The organism is Desulfothermobacter acidiphilus, from assembly GCF_052073645.1.
In the GTDB taxonomy this organism is placed as follows: domain Bacteria; phylum Bacillota; class Desulfotomaculia; order Desulfotomaculales; family Ammonificaceae; genus Desulfothermobacter; species Desulfothermobacter acidiphilus.
The window spans coordinates 756,495-776,892 of sequence record NZ_CM125440.1 but is presented as its reverse complement, the minus strand read 5'-3'; the positions used below and the strand labels follow the sequence as shown (position 1 = coordinate 776,892).

The 20,398-nt window shown below is 57.3% G+C and carries 20 protein-coding genes, 1 tRNA gene and 1 pseudogene; 2 read left to right on the top strand and 20 right to left on the bottom strand.

Annotated features, from left to right (window positions below):
• Positions 1-37: 37 nt before the first annotated feature.
• The 14 genes and pseudogenes from ACTLLP_RS04030 to ACTLLP_RS03965 all read right to left on the bottom strand — a co-directional run bounded on the left by ACTLLP_RS04030 (position 38) and on the right by ACTLLP_RS03965 (position 13,893).
• Positions 38-715: a hypothetical protein gene (locus ACTLLP_RS04030; RefSeq protein ID WP_441061013.1), complete on the bottom strand. Its 678-nt coding sequence runs from the start codon at positions 713-715 to the stop codon at positions 38-40.
• The gene (locus ACTLLP_RS04025) at positions 712-1,338 is read right to left on the bottom strand and encodes a hypothetical protein (RefSeq protein ID WP_441061011.1); all 627 of its coding nucleotides are present in this window, start codon (positions 1,336-1,338) and stop codon (positions 712-714) included. Before ACTLLP_RS04025 ends, ACTLLP_RS04030 begins: the two co-directional genes overlap by 4 nt.
• Positions 1,338-2,078: pseudogene (locus ACTLLP_RS04020) on the bottom strand (ABC transporter ATP-binding protein); the annotation flags it as partial. The gene ACTLLP_RS04025 and the pseudogene ACTLLP_RS04020, both read right to left, overlap by 1 nt.
• Before the next feature lie 47 nt (positions 2,079-2,125).
• On the bottom strand, positions 2,126-3,133 hold the full coding sequence (locus ACTLLP_RS04015) for a FecCD family ABC transporter permease (protein ID WP_441061009.1): 1,008 nt from the start codon (positions 3,131-3,133) through the stop codon (positions 2,126-2,128).
• Positions 3,134-3,143: 10 nt separating this feature from the next.
• Complete coding sequence (locus ACTLLP_RS04010) at positions 3,144-4,193, bottom strand: ABC transporter substrate-binding protein (RefSeq protein WP_441061007.1); 1,050 nt, start codon at positions 4,191-4,193, stop codon at positions 3,144-3,146.
• 288 nt (positions 4,194-4,481) lie between these two features.
• Entirely contained in the window at positions 4,482-5,090 is a 609-nt protein-coding gene (locus tag ACTLLP_RS04005) for a transposase (RefSeq protein ID WP_441061005.1), read from the bottom strand.
• Positions 5,091-5,108: 18 nt separating this feature from the next.
• Positions 5,109-5,258, bottom strand: a complete 150-nt coding sequence (locus tag ACTLLP_RS04000; RefSeq protein ID WP_441061002.1) for a hypothetical protein — start codon at positions 5,256-5,258, stop codon at positions 5,109-5,111.
• Between the two features lie 337 nt (positions 5,259-5,595).
• A complete protein-coding gene (locus ACTLLP_RS03995) occupies positions 5,596-6,348 on the bottom strand; it encodes an ABC transporter ATP-binding protein (protein WP_441061000.1) in 753 nt (250 codons plus the stop codon).
• Positions 6,345-7,424 carry a FecCD family ABC transporter permease gene (locus ACTLLP_RS03990; RefSeq protein ID WP_441060997.1) on the bottom strand — a complete coding sequence of 360 codons (1,080 nt, stop codon included), beginning with the start codon at positions 7,422-7,424 and terminating at the stop codon, positions 6,345-6,347. The genes ACTLLP_RS03995 and ACTLLP_RS03990 overlap by 4 nt, the downstream gene beginning before the upstream one ends.
• Before the next feature lie 28 nt (positions 7,425-7,452).
• Entirely contained in the window at positions 7,453-8,571 is a 1,119-nt protein-coding gene (locus ACTLLP_RS03985; protein ID WP_441060994.1) for an iron ABC transporter substrate-binding protein, read from the bottom strand.
• 122 nt (positions 8,572-8,693) lie between these two features.
• The gene (locus ACTLLP_RS03980; protein WP_441060991.1) at positions 8,694-9,317 is read right to left on the bottom strand and encodes an FmdE family protein; all 624 of its coding nucleotides are present in this window, start codon (positions 9,315-9,317) and stop codon (positions 8,694-8,696) included.
• Positions 9,318-9,488: 171 nt separating this feature from the next.
• A complete protein-coding gene (locus ACTLLP_RS03975; RefSeq protein WP_441060988.1) occupies positions 9,489-10,937 on the bottom strand; it encodes an ISLre2 family transposase in 1,449 nt (482 codons plus the stop codon).
• 169 nt (positions 10,938-11,106) lie between these two features.
• Positions 11,107-12,510: an ISLre2 family transposase gene (locus ACTLLP_RS03970; protein WP_441057473.1), complete on the bottom strand. Its 1,404-nt coding sequence runs from the start codon at positions 12,508-12,510 to the stop codon at positions 11,107-11,109.
• Between the two features lie 129 nt (positions 12,511-12,639).
• Positions 12,640-13,893: an ISL3 family transposase gene (locus tag ACTLLP_RS03965; protein WP_441061625.1), complete on the bottom strand. Its 1,254-nt coding sequence runs from the start codon at positions 13,891-13,893 to the stop codon at positions 12,640-12,642.
• A gap of 25 nt (positions 13,894-13,918) precedes the next feature.
• Between ACTLLP_RS03965 and ACTLLP_RS03960 the strand changes: the two genes are divergently transcribed.
• Together ACTLLP_RS03960 and ACTLLP_RS03955 are read left to right on the top strand one after the other, a co-directional pair.
• Positions 13,919-15,367: an ISLre2 family transposase gene (locus tag ACTLLP_RS03960; protein ID WP_441060985.1), complete on the top strand. Its 1,449-nt coding sequence runs from the start codon at positions 13,919-13,921 to the stop codon at positions 15,365-15,367.
• A gap of 140 nt (positions 15,368-15,507) precedes the next feature.
• Positions 15,508-15,585: transfer RNA gene (locus tag ACTLLP_RS03955), tRNA-Pro, on the top strand.
• Positions 15,586-15,599: 14 nt separating this feature from the next.
• On the opposite strand, the gene ACTLLP_RS03950 is transcribed toward ACTLLP_RS03955, so the two are convergent.
• From ACTLLP_RS03950 to ACTLLP_RS03925, 6 genes are all read right to left on the bottom strand, one after another.
• Entirely contained in the window at positions 15,600-16,397 is a 798-nt protein-coding gene (locus tag ACTLLP_RS03950; protein WP_441060982.1) for a formate dehydrogenase accessory protein FdhE, read from the bottom strand.
• An 80-nt stretch (positions 16,398-16,477) separates the two neighbouring features.
• On the bottom strand, positions 16,478-17,677 hold the full coding sequence (gene nrfD / locus ACTLLP_RS03945) for an NrfD/PsrC family molybdoenzyme membrane anchor subunit (RefSeq protein ID WP_441060980.1): 1,200 nt from the start codon (positions 17,675-17,677) through the stop codon (positions 16,478-16,480).
• A 27-nt stretch (positions 17,678-17,704) separates the two neighbouring features.
• Positions 17,705-18,511 (bottom strand): 4Fe-4S dicluster domain-containing protein, encoded by an 807-nt coding sequence (locus tag ACTLLP_RS03940; protein ID WP_441060977.1) that lies wholly within the window; start codon positions 18,509-18,511, stop codon positions 17,705-17,707.
• A 42-nt stretch (positions 18,512-18,553) separates the two neighbouring features.
• Complete coding sequence (locus ACTLLP_RS03935; protein ID WP_441060974.1) at positions 18,554-19,564, bottom strand: hypothetical protein; 1,011 nt, start codon at positions 19,562-19,564, stop codon at positions 18,554-18,556.
• Positions 19,565-19,678: 114 nt separating this feature from the next.
• Positions 19,679-20,047, bottom strand: a complete 369-nt coding sequence (locus tag ACTLLP_RS03930; protein ID WP_441060971.1) for a hypothetical protein — start codon at positions 20,045-20,047, stop codon at positions 19,679-19,681.
• Between the two features lie 7 nt (positions 20,048-20,054).
• On the bottom strand, positions 20,055-20,378 hold the full coding sequence (locus tag ACTLLP_RS03925) for a carboxymuconolactone decarboxylase family protein (RefSeq protein ID WP_441060969.1): 324 nt from the start codon (positions 20,376-20,378) through the stop codon (positions 20,055-20,057).
• Positions 20,379-20,398 lie beyond the last annotated feature (20 nt).

Genomic DNA, 20,398 nt, shown 5'->3' with positions numbered 1-20,398 from the left:
CAAGGGAATCGAAGGTGTTCCCCTTAAGGGCAAAACCCTAAGATTCTCCAGCAGGAGGGAAAAGCCCATAGGGAGCTCCATTGAATTCTGTTCTTTCAGGTTGCCAATCAGCAGCCCAGATTAGAATGTTTTCCCAAAATTTCTTCGGCTTCTCCACCACGCCATAACCCACATGCACTTCAGGGTCTAGGGTGGAAGCAAGTATGGCTCCCGGAGGGCAGCTTATCTTATCAAAGCAGATCAAGCACTTACCCCCATATTCCAGGAGTGCTTCCGCCCCGGCAGGAGGCGTGAAGTAGCCGTGAAAATGCCACTGGAGGTCGTCGATGGTCAAGTTGCGGAAGAGGGGGTGGGAGGGTTGGAGCAAATGGTAAAAGCTCTTTTCTAGCTTGCCTTTTTCCCAAGCCGTTCCGGTGAAAATAAAGCCGTAGCAAGATTCCTTCTTTATCCAGCGGACGTAAGGCAGCCAGGGGACAGTGATCTCTCCCAAAGCTATCACCAGCCCTCCTCTGCGGAGAAAAGCCAATATGTTCTCCTGAGCCTGCAGCAGGGCTTCCTGGTTGGATTCCCGGGGAACTAAAAATACCTGGCATTCGCTGAGATCCTCTTGGGGCAAGCGGCAGGCGTAAATTATCTTACTGAAAAAATCTCTGTAGCGGTGAAACAAGTCCTTCTGCCACTTGCTTCCAGAGTACAGTCCAGCTATACGGTTCACCGAGGGCCACCTCCTTTTGACCTGACGATTTCTTCTTCCGCCCACGCAAAAAGGTTGTCCAAAAATACTTCTGCTGGGGAACAACCCCAAAAGGCATGGCAATCGGCGTCCAGCTGGCTGGAGGCCACTATCACGCCAGGAGCAGCGCTATGGCGATCTACATAGAGCAGGGGGTCTCCCCTTAGGTTGGTGACCAGAACTTCTGCTCCCGGAGGAGGCACGAAGTGGCCGTGGCAGCACCAGCCAGTAGCCCCTCTATGCCAATGGAGGTCCTCCGGCTTCAGCCCCCGCAGTATGGGATGAACCTTTTTTATCACCACAGGCCCGTCATCTTCGGGAACCACCCCGGCCCAGTGGCACCCTGGGAGCCAGGGCTCGGTTATCTCCCCCAAAGCTATCACCATTTTCCCCGACAGGAGGAATTCTTTGATTTTTTCCCGGCAGGCGTAAGCCATTTCCTGGTCTGTGCCTCTGGGGAAAAAGAGAACATGGAAGACTGAGAGGTCCGTTTCGCCCAGCCGGCAGACAGATAGGGAGACGAACTTAGAGCGGTATTTATCTTGCAGCAAGAGAGCATGCTGGTAGCTTACGCCTGAATACACGAAACCGATTCTAATATCCACTAACATACCTCCTCTCTTTTAGGGGGGAGAGGGGCCAAGGTGGTTATCTGGCCCTCTCCTAGGGAGAAGGTAACCATTTTCACCTTGGCACCAAAAGCAGCCTCCAGGTTCTCCTCTGTGATCACTTCAGATACCTCTCCATAAGCATGCCAGCCGTGCCCCAGAAGCAAGACCTTATGGGCAAACCAGAGGGCGTGTTCGGGGTGATGAGTGCTGAAAACAACTGCCAGATCTTTCTCCCTGCTTAAACGCTCCAGGAGAGTCAAGACAGTCAGCTGGTTTCTCAAATCCAGATGGGTTTCCGGTTCATCCAGCACGATGATCTCCGGTTCAGCAGCCAGAGCACGAGCTATAAGAGCCAGTTGCAGTTCCCCTCCGCTCAGCCGGGTACATGGTTTTTCCGTCAGGTGGGGTATCCCCACCATTTCTAGGGCTTCCATAGCCCTGGCCCTATCCCTGATATCGGGAGCAGAGAAAAGCCTCTTATGGGGAGCCCTCCCCATAAGCACCAAATCTAGCACCGAGTAAGGGAACACCAGATTGGGGCGCTGGGGCACATAGGCTATCCCCTGCCATAGGCCACTGACGCCGTTTAAAGAAGTTTTTACCCTTACCTGGCCCTTCCGCTGGGGTATCAATCCCAGAAGACATTTTAGCAGGGTTGTCTTCCCCACCCCATTGGGACCTATCAAAGCTAGGATTTCGCTCCCTTTGAGTTCAAAAGATATATCTTGAAAAAGGGGGCGGTCCTCGTGGTAACCAAAAGCCATACCTTCGACCTGTAATTTCATCCCCATCTCCCCCCCGTCTTCTTAAGTATCCAAATAAAGAAAGGAGCTCCTACTAGCGCAGTCAAAACCCCCAGGGGGATTTCCGCTGCAGTGAGGGTACGGCAGAGGGTATCGATGAGCACCACATAGGCTGCTCCCAGAGAAAGGGAAGCAGGCAGGAGTTTGGTATGATCTGGACCCACCAGCATTCTGCCAATGTGGGGGATCACCAACCCCACCCAACCCACTACCCCAGTAACAGAAATGACCGCCGCTGTACTCAAAGTCACCCCGCCTATAACCATCCATCTTACCTTATGCGGATCTATTCCCAGGGATCGGGCCTCTTCCTCGCCCAGGGACAGGAGATTAATCCTCCAGCGCAACAGGAGGAGCAACCCTATCCCCAACGATACAGGCAAGAAGACCAGCTTGAGATCTTCATAGGAGGCGCTGGCCAAGCTCCCCAATAACCAATGGGTAATAACTGGAAGCACCTCCTGGGGGTCGGCCATATATTTGACCAGAGCGATCAAGGCGTTAAACACAGCGGCCATAACTATACCGGAAAGCACCAGGGTGAGGCGCCTATCGCCGGGGGTAACTCTGGCCAACCAGCAAGCCACCGCTACAGCCAAAAGGCCGAAAGGGAGGGCCAGGAGGGGGGTAAAGAACTTCCCTCCGAAGAGGAGGATCCCCAACACAGCACCAAAAGCAGTTCCTGCAGTGACGCCTACTATGTCCGGGCTCACTAAAGGGTTGCAGAACAGCCCCTGAAAAGAAGCCCCGCCTATGCCCAGGGTAGCCCCCACCAGCGCAGCCAGGAGAATGCGGGGAAGGCGCTGCCCTAAAACCAGTGCCCGCTCCAGGGCTAAGGAGTCCTGCGCCCCTCCCCAGCAGAACAAAGCTTTCAGGACCAGCACTGGGGATAAAGAATAGCGACCTACGAAAAGGCCCCCCACCATGGCTATCAAAGGAAGGATTATCAAGAAGTATAGAAATACCTGCTTTTTTTGACTCAGCAAATGTCCCCCCCTAGTCTATCCTTAAGAGCTTCTTAGCCCTCTCTTCACTGAGCTGGTAATTATAGAAGGTGTGGCAGAAGCGGCGCAGTTCGTCCGGCATGGAATAATAGCCGAAGAGCCCGGGGTGCTGTTTCTGAGCCGCCCATTTCCACATTAAGGGCCATTCCGCAGAAGGGGGATCCCAGCGGTACCCAACCAGGGGTATTTTGTAAACCCTCTTGTTTTTTACTGCCGATACTTGGCTCCAGTCCTGCCCCTTAAGTCGGTTTTCATATAGGTCTTCTGGGCGCAGATCGGTGAAATTTCCAATATAGATAATCTCAGGATTCCAAGCCATTATCTGCTCCATGGAGACCTCCCCAAACCAGGAGACCTCCTGGGCCACATTCTTTGCCCCTGTAAGCTGGATCCAGAAGTCCATGGGAGTCCCCTTGCCTGCCACCTGCAGTTTTTCGTTGTACAGATAGAGGACGCGAGGTTTTTTATCTTCAGGGATAGAAGCAGTCTTGGCCTTTATCTCTTCGTATGCCCGGCGGTGATAATCGATAAACTGCTGAGCCCGATCCTCCCGGCCTAGTATCTGACCCATTATACGGAACCAAGCCTCCACATCATCCAACGTGGTGCCCCTTACGTGGAAAGCCACTACCGGTATCCCTGCCCTCTCTATCTTGTCTATCTCTGCCGGCTCCGTGTCCCATTGAAACACCACATCGGGCTTGAGCTTGACCAGCTCTTCGATATTTACTTTGAACCCCTCTTTGACAAAAGCGGTGGAAACTCCCTTATACTCAGGGGCCAGCTCCGCCAGTATGCCCTCCTCCAGGGCTTTTTTGGCCGTGGGGTGGATACCCACCACCCTTCTGCCGCTGCCGTCCAGGGCGTATATTATCGAGGGGAAGGGCATCTGGAGGACGACTATGCGCTCTACCTTTTTGGGCAGTTCTACAGTTCTACCCATTTGGTCCACTACGGTGATTTTTTCCCGAGAAACCTGCTGGGTAGAAGTTCCACACCCTGCCAAGAAGAAGAGAACTGTAAAAATGGCGATAAGCGGCACACTCTTTTTAAACCAACCCATATCTCCGACCTCCATAAAAGTTTTTTAAGCATAAAAGAGCGGGGAGTTCATCCTCCTACTCCTTTGCCCTTAATCGATCGAGGATGCGGATCTCAATCCGTGTCTTGCCGGAGCCACCGCGGCGGGAAAGTTCCCTATAGAGCTTGGCGACCTTGGCAGAACCATCTCGTTGGTGTGCGCCATTTTTCCCCTCGCTCACATTGCCCGTGTATGTAACTAAGCTAAGTTTAGCTTAAACTAACTTATCTCGTCAACTAAAACTAGGCTCTAGGTCAAGAAGTATGGAAAAGAGATCAGCCAAGCCAAGGGAAGAAAAGCCAAGAGCGTCTTTCGCACATAGACCCCGCGGTTCCGAAAACCGTAACTTATCCGCTTGGGGAGCTTGATCTTAGTATGGACACCCTCGGTGTAACCGTTGGTAACCCGCCAGTTGTGATAAGCGAGAATCTCTTCCCTCCAGCTACGAAGCGTTCTCCCCCATTGAACCAGCGCAACGTCGCTCGCCTCCCGAGTGTTTAAGATCAGACGATCCAGGATTAGCTCTGCCTCCTTCCGGCAGGAGGCACGATAGACGTCGCGTAGCTGCTCCTTGGCCCAGTGAAAATGGGCCACGTTCCTGTACCGCCTACTGATCATGGCAAGCTGGGCTGCCTGGCGCTCGGTCAAATCCTCTTCGTTCTTCACCAGAGGCCAACGAGGTATACGCTGCCCGGTTACCTGCTGCTCTATTAGCCTCGCCTCGTCTACACGCCGGTTGGCATCTTTAAGAGCGTGAAAATGGTCAACCACCACAGGCACTCCAGGCAGCACCCTCTTTATAAGCTTGCGCCAGCCGTCTTTGAAGTCGATGCACACCGCCTTGATGCGCCTGCGCACCGAAGCCGGCAGCTCCTTTTAAAACTTCTCCAGCGTCTTAAGCCGGTCATCCGGTAAGATGGCGATAAGCCTTCGCTCGGGCCACACGCAGGTAATGGTGATCATCATGTCCTGACCCCTGAAACTGTGCTCGTCTATGCTTAAAGCCAAAACCGGTAGATAATCCATTCTTGCGATCCAAGAAGTTCCGTTATAGACTGTTTCATAGGCGGTCGAGAGCCTCCTTTGGGGTTGTGGTGTGCTAAACTATCCCTTGGCCCTTCGGCCGCCTCCTCCTTCTTACTCCACACTTTTTAGCTTAGAGCCCTAAAACTCATTCCGGGCGGAGCCGAGACAAGGCTGATTAACGGCGATCAAGAGTCCTTAGAAAGAAAAACGCAAGTTATACTAGCAAAAACTAAAAATATCGAAATTTTAAGGCCGTTATTCCCTGGAAGTTTTTGTAGACACTCACTATGCTCCGCAAAAACTCCTTTCACTGCTGACCATGCCTTCACCCCCTTTTCTACAGCGGCACCACCACCGGGACCCCCCGGAGCTCCTCCACCAGCACCGGCACGCCGTAGACAGCGGCGATGTGCTCCGGCGTCATGACTTCCCGCCCGCCGCAGGCGTAAACGGTGCGGTCTTTCAGCAGGAGGAACTTGTCGGCGAAGCGCAGCGCCAGGTTGAGGTCGTGCAGCACCAGCACCGCCGCCATCCCCTCCTCCTGCACCGCCCGCCTGACCAGCCGCAGGACTTCCAGCTGGTTCTTCAAGTCCAGGTTGCTGGTGGGCTCGTCCAGCAAGAGCACCTGCGGCTCCTGGGCGAAGGCGCGGGCTATGACCACCTTTTGCAACTCCCCGCCGCTGAGTTCGTCCAGGTAGCGAAGAGCGTAGTCCTCCAGTTCCAGCAGCTTCAGCGCCCGGTGGGTCACCTCCAGGTCGCGGCGGGTAATCCCCCACTTCAGGTGGGGGCGACGCCCCAGGAGCACGGCGTCGAAGACGGTGAAGCGGGTGACCTGGTGCCGCTGGGCCACGTAGCCCAGGCGTCGGGCCACCTCCAGGGCGGAGAGGCGGAAAAGGTCCTCGCCGTCGAGCCAGACGGTGCCGCGCCAGGGCTTTAAAATGCGGTTGAGGCACTTGAGCAGGGTGGACTTGCCCGCCCCGTTGACCCCCAGCACGGCCAGCACCTCTCCCCGGTCCACCCGGAACTTGATGTCCCGCAGGATCGGGCGGCCGCCGTATCCGAACTCCACCCCGTCCACTACCAGGATCACCGCTTGTACCCCCGGGTGAGCAAGTAGAGGAAGAGGGGAGCGCCCAGGAAAGAGGTAACAGCGCCCACGGGCAGGACGGCGGGGGCGATGACGGTGCGGCCCACCGTGTCGGAGGCCAAGAGCAAAAAGGCCCCCATGACCAGGGAGGCTGGGAGGAGGAAGCGGTGATCCCCTCCCACCAGGCGGCGCATCAGGTGGGGGCCCACCAGACCGATGAAGCCGATTATCCCCAGGAAGGAAACCGCTACCGCGGTTATGAGGGAGGCAAGCAGCATACCCACCATGCGGGTCTTCTCTACCTCCACCCCCAGTCCCCGAGCGGTCTCTTCCCCCGCCTCCAGAGCGTTGTAGTTCCAGCGCTGGCGTATGAAGTAGAGGCTGGAGGACAGAACCACCAGGCTCATAAGGCCCAGTTCCCGCCAGGAAGCCCGTCCCACGTCGCCGAAGGTCCAGAAAACCACCGCGGCCACCTTGACGTCGCTAGAAAAGTACTGCAAAACAATGGTGGCGGCGGAGAAGAGGGAGCCGAGGGCCACCCCTGCCAGCACCATGGCTTCCGGCGAGACGCCCCGGTAGCGGGCCAGCAGCAGCACCGCCGCGGTGGTGACCATGGCCCAGAAGAAGGCGGAGAGGGTGACCAGGTAAGGGTTGTTGATGATCACCGCGTCGCTGATTGTGCTCTGGGTGCTGCCCGCGCCCAGGGCGATGATAGCCAAAGCGGCGCCAAACGCCGCCCCCTGGGAGATGCCCAGGGTGAAAGGGGAGGCCAGGGGGTTGCGGAGGATGTTCTGCATCACGCAGCCGGCTATCGAAAGCCCGGCCCCAGCCACTATGGCCGCCAACACCCGCGGCAGCCTTATCTGCCAGACGATCACATGGGAGGCGGCTCCGGTCTTGCCCAGGAGGGTCAGCCAGACCTCGTAAGGCCGGAGCCCGGCCGAGCCGGCGTTGATGGCCAGCACGCCCAAGGCCATGGTGGCCAGGAGCAAGATAAAAATTATTAGGATCTTGCGCCCGGTATAGCGCAGGTAGTCCTGGGTTAGGTCGAGAACCGAGCTCTCCCGCGGTGTCGCCACGCCCGCACCCCCCCGTCGCGCAGCAGAACTACTGCGCTAAGTTAATCTTCTCAAAGCCGCCGAAGTCTTTGGCCATCTGCGCGTAAAGAGGTTTGCCCAGAAGGAAGGTGTAGATAGCGTCCGCCTGCTTAACCGGGTCTATGTCCTGGAACTTGTCGGGGTAGATCACCTTGCCCAGCCAGTAAGCGTCGGCCAGGGCGGTGTCCAGATTGGTGGTGTAGAAGTTGAAGGGCAGCATCCCGTAAACCTTGCCTTCCTTAAAGGCTTTAAGTGACTGGTAGAAGGAGGGGTTCTTCTTGTAATCTTCCTTTACCAGTCCCAGGCCCGCCTCATCGATGATGATGATGTCCGGGTTCCAGGACAAAAGCTTCTCCCGCTCGATCATCACGCTCCCCTTAAGCCCCGTTTCGTCGGCCACGTTGCGGGCGCCGATGAAGCGGAAAAGGGGGAATTGGGCCTGGGTGCTCTCAATGCCGTGAGTTCCCCGCATCCCCAACGCGCCCACATAGACAGTGGGCTTTTGGTCGGCCGGGATGTCCTGGGTCCGCTTTTGTAGTTCCTGGATGTTCCCTTGGAAGAAGCTCACCACTTCCTCGGCTCGCTTCTCCTCGCCAATAATCTTGCCGATGAGCTTGAGCGAGTCGTAAACCTCGTCCCCAAAGGTGGCCAGCTGGCCGTAGCTGAGCATCACCACCGGAATGCCGGTCTGCGCCTGCAACCTATCCGCCTGGGACTTGTCCACCAGGTAGGTGATGAAGATCACGTCCGGCTTCAGGCTGACGATCCTCTCCGGGTCGGGCGAGGACTGGGGGCCGCCGGGGCCAGCGGAAGGCAGATCCTTGAGCTCGGGGTGGGCCAGGATGTAGGGGCGCCCAGCGGGGTTCTTCTTCTCGAAGTCTTCCACCCCCACCACCTTGGTCGTCCCGTTCACGTAGCAGACCAGGCGCAGAGCTCCGGGGCCCAGGGCCACTACCCGCTGCGCGGGTACCGGCACTTCGACTTCGCGCCCCAGAAGATCGGTCAACTTGAGCTTGGCCGGGGTCGCCCCTGGCGATGCCCCTTGGGGGGACTTACCTCCGCAACCGGCCATCAACGCCAGCAGCAATACTAGCACCCAGACTCCTAAGCGGCGCACTACCAACCCCATACTCTCTCTCCTCCTTGCGGTTAAAAATTAAAAAGAGCCCGTCGCCCCTCTTCGGAGGGGTTAGTGCGGGCCTCCCTGGCCTCTTTAACCTTATGCGACTCCAAGGCGGCGAAAAAATAAAGCTACCAGCCGCGGGTGTAATCCAGCGAGCAGGGGATGCAGGCCGGCTTTCCGTCCCGCGGGCGAGCGCGCACCTCGGCTACCGGCTCGCCGCAGTAAGCACAGATCACCGAGTTGAAGATCCTCGCCTTGGGAGGGAGCTCCAGCTCCACCCACCGCAATTCCAGGACTTCGCTCTCCGGGAGGCTTAAAATCTCCTCGGTCTTTTGCCGCTGGAAGGCTTGGAAATGAGCCCTCTCCTCCTCCGTGGCTTGGCCGCCAAAGACTTTCTCGCGCAGCCTTTGGTACTTCTCTTCTTCTCCTGGCTTGCGCTGCCACACGCTTCCCTTGACGCTCACCCGCAGAGCTCGGTTCGTCCTCCGGCAGCCGAAAGTGTAGACGTGCTTGCCGTAGTCGCGGTATATAAGGTTGCCTTTACCCAGAGTGCAGCCGGTAAGCGCCTGGATGGCGTCCACCCCGCAAGCGTCGTTTTCCACGATGGCCACCAGCTCCTCGTCCTCTGCCCGGTGGCTGGCCAGCTCGCGCAAGGCGGCTCGGGCTGCCCGGTAGCCCACCGCCAGCCCCGGGCAGACGTGCCCATGAAAGGCCACCGCCCGTTCCCAGTCAGCCCTCTCCCTGTCTTCCACCTTATCCCCTCCACCAGCTAAGCGTAAGAACTTAAAAGGATTATAAACTGACGCTGCCCGGGAAGCAAGCAGCGCGGGGAAGAGGTGCGCGTCAAGAGTTAGTAGGTGGTTCGGGAGAAAACTTCTCTTCATGGAGACCTCGCCGCTAGGATAGCCCCGGTACCTGCGCCATTAAGGGATCAAACTACTGAGGCTAGGCCGGCTTAGTTCCCGCAACACATGCTTCACCCATGGAGCTCCGGCAGAGGGTCCTCTCAATGCCGGCAACCCCGCTTTAAGCCAGCTCCCCGCCTCCTCTATCTTCCGCTTTACCTCCAACCGCACCGCCTGAGCCAAATGTTCTTGCCTGGCCAGCAGTACCGGCCAACGAGAAGTGTGCCTCCCGAGCACCCCGTTGGCTCGAGCAGCCAAAACCCGCGCCATCCTGTCTGCTCCTGCCTCCGTCCAGCTGGCTCCCAACCGCTTCATCCGCCGCGCCACGTTGTGCTGTACCTGCCCCTCTATGGCCCCCAGATGCTCGGCAGCAGAAGAGGTAACTATCCCCGACCAGTTCTCCTTGAGATACTGCCAGAGCTTCTCTATTCTCCTCCTCTTAGCCCCGCGAACTCTCCTCGCTGCTCCTCCCATAATCTCTTCTACCTTCTCCCGGTCCCCCAGATAAATGGCCTGCCTGATCCCACTATAGGCCTCCTCATCGTGCCAAAAAGCCTCTATAAGCCGCCGGTTCAAATGGTAAGGGTCCAAAACGTGTACCGCCCCGGGGAAGTAATCTACCCCCTGCTTGGCCCACTCCGCCCCGTCACTCCCAAGGTATATCTCCTTCACCTGACCCATGTCCCACCGGCTCGCTACCCCAGAGTAAACTTCCTCCCACATCCTCTCCCCTTCGCCTACACCGCTCGTTACCAGCTTGTCCTTTAAAGCCTTCCGGCCACCCCCAATCGCTTCTTTGCCTGTGTAAGCTACGAAGAGTTTGACCTCTTTCCTTTTCTCTTCGCTCCTTTGAAGCCTTACCACCACCCCGTCGGCCTCTATGTAAAGCCTGGAGGTCTTCTCTTTACCTTCGGGTGTCTCTCCCTTCTCAAAAACGGCTTCTCTCCTGGACTCTCCCTCCTGCCTGAGTGCTTCTCCTGCTTCCTGCACGGCCTGCCACACCGCCATGGCGCTTATCCCAGGGACAAAATAACCGAGAATTTCCGCTGCCCGCCTGAAGGGTACTTCGCTCCCAAGCTTCACCGCCATCTCCTTCAAACGCGGCGTGCATCTAGACCTCTCCGGCCAGCCCAGAACCTCGTCAAGAAGAAACCTGGCTTCTCCCGTCTTTTTGTTCCTGTAAAGCCGCCTTTTTACTTTGAATTCCCCAAAGCTGCTAACTACGGCTCTTTCCCGAAAGCCTATCACTTTCCAGGTGCGCTTGTCCCGGGCGTTCACGAGCCAGGTGTCTATTTCCTCGAGGGCCCAGGCGAAGATCTTCACGCAAGCTTCTTGAGAGAGCTTGTACACTTCTTCTTCGAGCTTGTAGAAGTCGCGGCATTCGGTAATTAGTTTGCTAACTTTCTCCCCCAGAAGAAGGATTATGTCCGCAAGAGGTTGAATGTCTGAAATAGGTTGACTGTGCATGAGACCTCGCTCCTCCTTTCAGTCCATGAAAATTGTCCGTGAGGGGCGAGGTCTCCTCCTTCATGAGTCTCCTCCGTCACCTACTGAAATTGTACGCCCTCTGGGCTCTAGGGATCGTGTCAACCTACTGTAGGAGTCTCGAGCCCCACTGTCCCCGGACCAGGACGAACTACCAAAGAAGATCGATGTTCCGGCTCAAAGCTTTGAGGGCTCTGGTTAATGACGTTACCGGACCCCGTAGAGCGGGAAGATTATCGAACACCTCACCCGATATTTTCCTTAGCCTCTGCCTCTCTTCCTCGACAGCTGCCTTATCGATCTCTAAAGCCTTTAAGCCCTCCTTCCGTCGGGCTACATATTGCTCCCGCAAGGAAACACCATTCGCCTTCGCCACCCGCAACCGGGCCATCCGGTCTACCCCACGAGCACTCCAGGCCATCGGTCGGGATGATAACCGTGCCGAGAAGAGATGACTTACGTGCGCCTCCGCACTTACCCCCAACTCCGCCCCGGGATAAAGCCGGTAGGCCATTATCCCCTCCCAGTTCCGCCGGATGTAACGTCGGCAATCCCGTACCGCTTCCTTCCGCGCAGGACTCGCCGCAGCTTTGCCCGCCCGCCGCAAAATCGCCTGTACCTTTACCTCATCACCCTCCCATAAGGCCGCCCAAATCTCTCTATAACCATCACTATCACGCCCCAAAGCAGCCACCAGGTACTTGTCCAGGTGAAAAAGATCTAAGACAAAGACGCTCCTCGGTAGAAACTCCAGCCCTTTCTTTATCCACCTGTCTCCGTCACCGCAGAGGTAAATCCGCTCCACAGAAGATAATTCGTACTGCTCCTCGATGTAGCTCAACACCTCGAACCACAGCTCATCCGTATCTGAGTAAAGCCCTCCCAAGTAATAAGGCCGCTTGAGTCTGTATCTGTCTTTCCCCACCTTCTCTTTCCCCTCGTGGATGTAAACCAGCCGGGGTAAGTACTTCTTCCCGTCCTGACCTGCTACGTGGTCTTCATCCGCCTCCACATAAAGAACCTTCCCCCGGCGCTTCTCCCCAGGCGGCTCGGGCAGTTCTTCCAGTGTAAAGTTGTGAATCACCTTCTTCACCGCTTCGCCGCTTAGCACAACCTCCCGATTGCCTCTCCCTACCCTCTCGCCACTCTTCCGGTAGGAAAGATCTACCGCTTCTTCTAAGGCTTGTGCTTTAACCAGAGGATCAACCCGTGCGTGCGGCCCGTAACCTACCAACCGATCTATCAGGTGCACCCGCTCCCCAGTCTCTTTGTGCCGGTAATAGGTTCGCTTATAGTTGACCAGACCGAAAAGGGTAAGTACTTCTTTGGGATCGTTTCGCCGCTCTACCCGCCAGCCGGGCCGCTTTTCCCGGTGCTCCCGAAGATAGGCGTCTTTCGCCTCTAAAACTTCCCTCAAAACCTCCTGTCCCAGGTTATTAAGCTCCTGCCAGAGCTTCTCCTCGAAGCTTAAAAAGTCGGTCCCTTCCTCCAGAACCTTCAACGTTAGCTCCGCTACCCTCTGGAACTTCTCCCAAATCTGCTTTATAATCTGCATAGAGACCTCACCCTCCTGAGTGGTTGTTTAAGCAACTACTCGTCCGTTGCAAGGACGGTGAGGTCTCTCTTCTTTCTCCCCTTCCTTAGCTCCTGCAAAATTCCTACAGTAACTTTACACTAACAGGCTCTAGGTCAAGAAGTGTGGAGGGGAGATCAGCCAAGCCAAGGGGAGAAAAGCTAAGAGCATCTTTCGCACATAGACCCCGCGGTTCCGAAAACCGTAACTTATCCGCTTGAGGAGCTTGATCTTAGTATGGACACCCTCGGTGTAACCGTTGGTAACCCGCCAGTTGTGATAAGCGAGAATCTCTTCCCTCCAGCTACGAAGCGTTCTCCCCCATTGAACCAGCGCAACGTCGCTCGCCTCCCGAGTGTTTAAGATCAGACGATCCAGGATTAGCTCTGCCTCCTTCCGGCAGGAGGCACGATAGACGTCGCGTAGCTGCTCCTTGGCCCAGTGAAAATGGGCCACGTTCCTGTACCGCCTACTGATCATGGCAAGCTGGGCTGCCTGGCGCTCGGTCAAATCCTCTTCGTTCTTCACCAGAGGCCAACGAGGTATACGCTGCCCGGTTACCTGCTGCTCTATTAGCCTCGCCTCGTCTACACGCCGGTTGGCATCTTTAAGAGCGTGAAAATGGTCAACCACCACAGGCACTCCAGGCAGCACCCTCTTTATAAGCTTGCGCCAGCCGTCTTTGAAGTCGATGCACACCGCCTTGATGCGCCTGCGCACCGAAGCCGGCAGCTCCTTCAAAAACTTCTCCAGCGTCTTAAGCCGGTCATCCGGTAAGATGGCGATAAGCCTTCGCTCGGGCCACACGCAGGTAATGGTGATCATCATGTCCTGACCCCTGAAACTGTGCTCGTCTATGCTTAAAGCCAAAGCCGGTAGATCTTTAAGGGCCTCCTCGATGTTCACCTGATTGGTCACTTGCTTTAGAAGCAGCCGGCGCAGGGTGCCGGGACTTGTCCTTACCACTTCCGCTGCTCTGCGAAAGCTGCGGTCCTTCAAGTTTTCGAGCCAATCTGCTTCCGCCCGCTCGGTTCTTCTTGCTCGAGGTCTGATACCCGGAAATCTTTCAGTGAATACCTTCCCGCAATTCGGGCATTTGAACCGGCGGGGGCGTACCCAGAGGTAAACCGGTAGCCCGTTGCATCGGGTGTGCAGTTTTGGCCTCCACTCGCGCGACCGGTCGTGAACCCGCCGGGTAAGAGTCTGGCAGGAAGGACAGCTGGCTTCTTTCCTCGGTCGCCCGGCGTATACGTCAATCCTATCTGATTCGATCTTTACCCGGTAGATAAGAGGGCGTACAATTTCAGTAGGTGACGGAGGAGGTTCATGAAGGAGGAGACCTCGCCCCTCACGGACAATTTTCATGGACTGAAAGGAGGAGCGAGGTCTCATGCACAGTCAACCTATTTCAGACATTCAACCTCTTGCGGACATAATCCTTCTTCTGGGGGAGAAAGTTAGCAAACTAATTACCGAATGCCGCGACTTCTACAAGCTCGAAGAAGAAGTGTACAAGCTCTCTCAAGAAGCTTGCGTGAAGATCTTCGCCTGGGCTCTCGAGGAAATAGACACCTGGCTCGTGAACGCCCGGGACAAGCGCACCTGGAAAGTGATAGGCTTTCGGGAAAGAACCGTAGTTAGCAGCTTTGGGGAATTCAAAGTAAAAAGGCGGCTTTACCGGAACAAAAAGACGGGAGAAGCCAGGTTTCTTCTTGACGAGGTTCTGGGCTGGCCGGAGAGGTCTAGATGCACGCCGCGTTTGAAGGAGATGGCGGTGAAGCTTGGGAGCGAAGTACCCTTCAGGCGGGCAGCGGAAATTCTCGGTTATTTTGTCCCTGGGATAAGCGCCATGGCGGTGTGGCAGGCCGTGCAGGAAGTAGGAGAAGCACTCAGGCAGGAGGGAGAGTCCAGGAGAGAAGCCGTTTTTGAGAAGGGAGAGACACCCGAAGGTAAAGAGAAGACCTCCAGGCTTTACATAGAGGCCGACGGGGTGGTGGTAAGGCTTCAAAGGAGCGGAGAGAAAAGGAAAGAGGTCAAACTCTTCGTAGCTTACACAGGCAAAGAAGCGATTGGAGGTGGCCGGAAGGCTTTAAAGGACAAGCTGGTAACGAGCGGTGTAGGCGAAGGGGAGAGGATGTGGGAGGAAGTTTACTCTGGGGTAGCGAGCCGGTGGGACATGGGTCAGGTGAAGGAGATATACCTTGGGAGTGACGGGGCGGAGTGGGCCAAGCAGGGGGTAGATTACTTCCCTGGGGCGGTACACGTTTTGGACCCTTACCATTTGAACCGGCGGCTTATAGAGGCTTTTTGGCACGATGAGGAGGCCTATAGTGGGATCAGGCAGGCCATTTATCTGGGGGACCGGGAGAAGGTAGAAGAGATTATGGGAGGAGCAGCGAGGAGAGTTCGCGGGGCTAAGAGGAGGAGAATAGAGAAGCTCTGGCAGTATCTCAAGGAGAACTGGTCGGGGATAGTTACCTCTTCTGCTGCCGAGCATCTGGGGGCCATAGAGGGGCAGGTACAGCACAACGTGGCGCGGCGGATGAAGCGGTTGGGAGCCAGCTGGACGGAGGCAGGAGCAGACAGGATGGCGCGGGTTTTGGCTGCTCGAGCCAACGGGGTGCTCGGGAGGCACACTTCTCGTTGGCCGGTACTGCTGGCCAGGCAAGAACATTTGGCTCAGGCGGTGCGGTTGGAGGTAAAGCGGAAGATAGAGGAGGCGGGGAGCTGGCTTAAAGCGGGGTTGCCGGCATTGAGAGGACCCTCTGCCGGAGCTCCATGGGTGAAGCATGTGTTGCGGGAACTAAGCCGGCCTAGCCTCAGTAGTTTGATCCCTTAATGGCGCAGGTACCGGGGCTATCCTAGCGGCGAGGTCTCCATGAAGAGAAGTTTTCTCCCGAACCACCTACTAACTCTTGACGCGCACTAGAGCCCAGCGAGAGTTGACGGGCGGGAAAAGATCGGCTATAATGAACTCGTCGGGGCGTAGCTCAGTTTGGCTAGAGCGCTACCTTGGGGTGGTAGAGGTCGCAGGTTCAAGTCCTGTCGCTCCGACCATTTTATTTTTACGCTTATGGAGCCGTGAAGGCCTTGTTCTGAAACCCTTTCCCCAGCATGGCGAAATCGAGGGCCACCGTCTTGATATCCTCCCAGAAAAGGTTGGCTCCTTCTTCGGGACGCTTCCTTTCATCCACCGTCTTGAGGTAAGCCCGGCAGCGGTGGCAGACATCGGCGCGGTAGCCTCCCTCCCCTTCCCAAAAGGCGAGCTCCCCCGGCGAGTTGTTGCCGCAGAAGGGGCAGGTGACGCGGACGAAGCGCCACTCCATGCCGCAAACCCCGCAATAAAGCCAGCGCGTCCCGCTGGCCTGCAAGCGGGCCAGCAGGGGCTTGGCCCCGCACAAAGGGCAGGTGCCCTCCTCCCAGATAGTAAAATCGACCTCCTCCAGCAGCTGTCGGCGGTAGGCCCCTAGCAGCAGCCTGGTCACGTGGCTCAATGCGAAGCCGAAGACGTCGGGCGGCACGCTGGCCGGGTCCCGGAGCCAAGTGATGGCGATAGGGTCGCGCCGGCACAGGGCTTGGGCCAGCCGCCGGAGGTCTTCCGAGCTCTCCGGTAGGTTGGCCTGTACCTGTTCTAGTCCCAGCTGCAAGTCAGGTAGATGCCGAGCCAGCAGGCCGAAAACTTCCTTGGTCAACGCGAGGAAATAGTCGGGGTCTATCTCTGGAGGGGCTAGCTCCACCAGGGGCTTTTCTCCTCGCCAGCGACGAGCCTCTTCCAGCGGGGCCCGGCAGCGGTCGTCGGGCACTTCGATCTGCTCCAGTTCCCGGTAGCAGCTGACGAGTTGCGGCGGGAAAACACTACGCGAAGCCAAGAACATCACCTTCCTCACGCTTGCGTTAAAAGGAGGGGCTAGTAGCCCCTCCCACATTGGCAGTAAACTTGGCCGGCTGCCTAGCGGGCGATCCGGTAGCGGTGGTGCTCGTCGGTCAGGATGGGGAAGTTCTCCACCGCGAAACAATAAGCTAGTATCCCCAGAGTGACCAAACCAATGGTCACCGAGAGCTCCATCCAGGAGGGGAAGTAGAAGAAGTGAGCCCACTTGGCCATGCCGGTGAAGACCACGTTGAAGCGGTTAAAGATCACGCCCGCCACCACCAGAGCCGAGGCAGTGATAAGCCCGGCTTTGGAGCGGCGCACGCTGGGAATTAGGAACATGATCAGCGGTATAAGCGCCCCACCTATGATTTCCAGCAGGAACATATTGCTGGTGAAAGAGCCGTCGAAAAGATGCCCGATCTGCCCCCGGTAAACCAGGTCGATGCCTTTCAATAGCAGGTAAAAGGCGATTACCACCGCGCTTACCCGGACGAAACTCTGGAGCACGTCGAGTTCAAACTCGCGCCGGTAAGCCAGCGAAGCCAGCGCTCCCTCCACCGTGGCCATGGCCGGACCCACGAAGACGGCGGAGGTGAGGAAGAAGACCGGCAGGAGCATGGACCACCACAAGGGATCGAGCCGGTTGACCATCACCAGGTAAAGCGAGCCCAGCGAGGACTGGTGCAGGGTGGGGAGAATGATACCGAAGATGTACATCGGCACCAGGATGGCGTCGAAGAAGCGCTTAAAGCCGGGGGACTTTACCCGCTCGAAAACCACGTGGCCGAACTCCAGGAGCTGCACCGTGGTGTAAAGGGAGATGCACCAGAACACTTCGAATAGCACCGAGTGCCAGCTACCCGGATAAACGAGGAAAGGGCGCCAGAAGTTGTACCAGCGACCGATGTCCAGAAAGAGGCCGCCCAGCACCAGGAGGTAACCGATAAGTGAGGTGAGAGCGGCGGCGCGGGCTATGGGCTTCCAATCTTTGATGTGCAAGACGTGGATGAGAAAACAACTGGTAAAACCACCACCGGCCAGGGCGACCCCGGTCATAACGTCGAAAGCGATCCACAAGCCCCAGGGCCAGCGGTCGCTGAGATTAGTAGCGGCGCCCAGGCCGAAAATTAAGCGGTAGATGGCCGAAAAAAGCATCAAACCCACTATGCCCAAGGCCAGCACCCGCCAGGGAGTCATGCGGAAAGACCATTTGCGGTCGAAAACCTCATCGTAATCGCGAGACCAGCTTCCGCCGTACGCAGCGGCCTTCGCCATGCTCAGTTCGCCTCCTTCAACCCGACTTTAGTGCCCTTCTTCTTCCTCGTGCGCTGGCCCCTTGGGCTTGGTGGCAAAGTACAGGGCCGTCAGCACTGCTCCCCAGGTAAAAGCGATGGGCAGCGTCCACTTGAGCACCCGGTGCGAGTAGTCGGGGACGGGATCGGCGCTAATTTCCCCGCTCTCCACCGTGGGCATTCCCAGCTTCTCGAAGGGCACATCGGAAAGGTAAAATAGAGAGGTTCCCCCCACTTCTTTCTCCCCGTAAATGTAATTCACATAACGATCGGGGCTTTCCTGGATGCGTTTGCGCGCTTCGTTGAGCATCACGTCACGATCACCGATGGTGATGGCTCCGGTGGGGCAAGCCCCTACGCAAGCGGTGGTCTGGCCCTTATCCACCCGCTGGTAGCACATGGTGCATTTCTGCACTTTGGGAAAGACTTCGTTCCACTGGTATTTAGGGATGCCAAAGGGACAGGCCAACATGCAATAACGGCAACCCACGCAGCGGTAAGCGTGATAAAGAACCGGCCCCTGGGGAGTCTTGTAAAAGGCGCTGGCAAAGCAAGCGGCAGCGCAGGCCGGCTCCTGGCAGTGAAAACAGGAGCGCCGCACGAAGCGCCACTCTACTTTGCCGTTATGCTCCACCTTATGGGCGTTGATCCGCAGCCACGTGTAAGCCGTAAGCGGCGCCTGCTTGTCCCAGTCCTCCCGTGGATAGCGCCAACTTCGCCAATCGTCCAGGGGAAGACGGTTGTACTCTTTACATGCCACTTGGCAGGCGCGACAGCCGATGCACTTGGTAACATCGAAAAGCAGAGCGTAACCCATAACTAACCCCTCCCGCTTTATCGCACCAACTTCGGTTGGAACCTACGGTTCTGCCGGTAGCGGGAAGCCCCAAGCTTCGCCTCTTAACCGGCGACGCCTGAGCAGGTCGCTCTCCCCATAGCCCTTAAGCGGGGTGGCGCCAGCGGAGATCTCCTGGACTAGTGACGGCAAGTCGAACTCCCGCTCGGTCCATCCCATCTCCCGCCACAGTCGCTCCTCGACCCACAGAGGAGATCGCTCGTTATCCCGCGGCGGCACCGCTCGCTCTACCCATTGGGCCCATTTCCCGGCGCTGATCCAGGAGCCCTCGCGGCTCCAGGGAGCGGTCAGGGGAAGAAGGTAGAGTTCGGCGGCCGGGAACAGGGCACGCACCTTCTCCCCGCAGGTTTTTAGGTGCGACTCGCTCAGGAACCAGTCGGACAGGACTAATCTTTCCACGCTCGCAACCGGTTCGTCCGGTAGGAGATCACCTCCCCAAACCCATATTCTGCTCCGCTTCCATATCGCTTCCGGTTCCACTTGAGGGGGAAACCAGCCGCTCCACGAGAGAGGGAAACCTCCCCCACGGCCCACGGCTCCCAGCCGAACCAGACACTGCGCCAGGAGGTAGCTTTCCTCGTTGCTGAAGAGCTCCTGACGCCAAATCCAAGCCGGCGCCCCCTCGCCTTCGCGCAAGCAGGAAGCGATGCTCGCCAACGCGTCCTCCCAACCTTCCGCTCTCCACTCCTCCCCCGGAAGAGCACGCAACAGCGGAGGAGACCAGTCCTGCGCTTCCAGGTAGTGGCGCAGGCTTTCCTTCCCTTGCTCGCAAACCTGCCCGGCGTTGGCCGGGTGGTCGGGATCGCCTTCTAGACGGGTGATTTTCCCTTCACGTACGGTGAAGATGAGACCGCAACCGCGCTCGCAAAAGGGACAGACCGCTGGATACTCTTTTTTCTCCAGCAACTCCTCCCCCGGCGTCTGGGTCTCTCGCTCTTCGCCTGTCCACAGGACCTCGCTTAAAAGGCCGCCCAGGCTGCGCAAAAAATCGCGCCTTGAAACTTTCTTTTTCACGCTTCCCGCACTTCCTTCACCCGCCCACTGGTCGCCCACTGGTGTAGTGACTTCGCCGCTGGCGCGGTAAAATCCTGCTGGCTTTGCGCCCCGTTTCACGAAATTTTAAAAAGCTTACCATCGGGTGAGGTAAATCTGGGAGCCTTCCTTGCAAGCCCGCACCAATTCGCAATGCCGGAGCACCGCCAGTTGTCGCTCCAAATCACGCGGTTCGAGGCCCAGAAGATCGAGCAATTCTTCCCGCGTCACCTTGCCCCTCTCTTCGATCAGCGAGCAAATGCGCCGCTGCACCTCGGTCAGCCCTTCGGTGCCGGACTGCCCCAACGCTTGGCGGGTAGCCAGGGCGGAGGCCACCGCCATGGGATCGCAGGCTTTGGGAGGGTTGAGCAAGTATATGTAACAGTCCTCGCACACCGTTTGCCCATAATAATCGTAGCTCTCTCCCTCTTCGATGGGAGCTTGGCAGCGCTGACAGCGTAGCATAAGCTCTTCACTCCCCTTCGGTCTGATCTAAGGCCGACAACGCCTCGGTCGCGTAGGCGGCTGCGGGTCCTCCCCCCATGAGCACGGCCACCGCCACCGCCTCTAAAATCTCTTGGCGGGTGGCTCCCAAGCTCTTCGCCAGTGCCACATGGTTGTTGATGCAGTAAGAGCAGCGCAGCGCCACAGCTATGCCCACGGCGATTAGCTCCTTTTGCTTGGCGGTGAGCGCTCCGTCGCCCATGATCTTCCGGTGCAGCTGGCCCAAGGCCTCCATCGGGCCAGGGAGCTCTTTTCCCAACCGCTCCAGTTTCGCGGATATTTCGGACTGCACTTTTCATTCCCCCATCGCTT

Coding starts and splice junctions, on each gene's coding strand:
- nrfD (WP_441060980.1), bottom strand. CDS start 17,677: ATGGCGAAGGCCGCTGCGTACGGCGGAAGCTGGTCTCGCGATTACGAT.
- ACTLLP_RS03975 (WP_441060988.1), bottom strand. CDS start 10,937: ATGCACAGTCAACCTATTTCAGACATTCAACCTCTTGCGGACATAATC.
- ACTLLP_RS03960 (WP_441060985.1), top strand. CDS start 13,919: ATGCACAGTCAACCTATTTCAGACATTCAACCTCTTGCGGACATAATC.
- ACTLLP_RS04000 (WP_441061002.1), bottom strand. CDS start 5,258: ATGGATTATCTACCGGTTTTGGCTTTAAGCATAGACGAGCACAGTTTC.
- ACTLLP_RS03940 (WP_441060977.1), bottom strand. CDS start 18,511: ATGGGTTACGCTCTGCTTTTCGATGTTACCAAGTGCATCGGCTGTCGC.
- ACTLLP_RS03930 (WP_441060971.1), bottom strand. CDS start 20,047: ATGCTACGCTGTCAGCGCTGCCAAGCTCCCATCGAAGAGGGAGAGAGC.
- ACTLLP_RS03965 (WP_441061625.1), bottom strand. CDS start 13,893: ATGAAAATTGTCCGTGAGGGGCGAGGTCTCCTCCTTCATGAACCTCCT.
- ACTLLP_RS03970 (WP_441057473.1), bottom strand. CDS start 12,510: ATGCAGATTATAAAGCAGATTTGGGAGAAGTTCCAGAGGGTAGCGGAG.
- ACTLLP_RS03985 (WP_441060994.1), bottom strand. CDS start 8,571: ATGGGGTTGGTAGTGCGCCGCTTAGGAGTCTGGGTGCTAGTATTGCTG.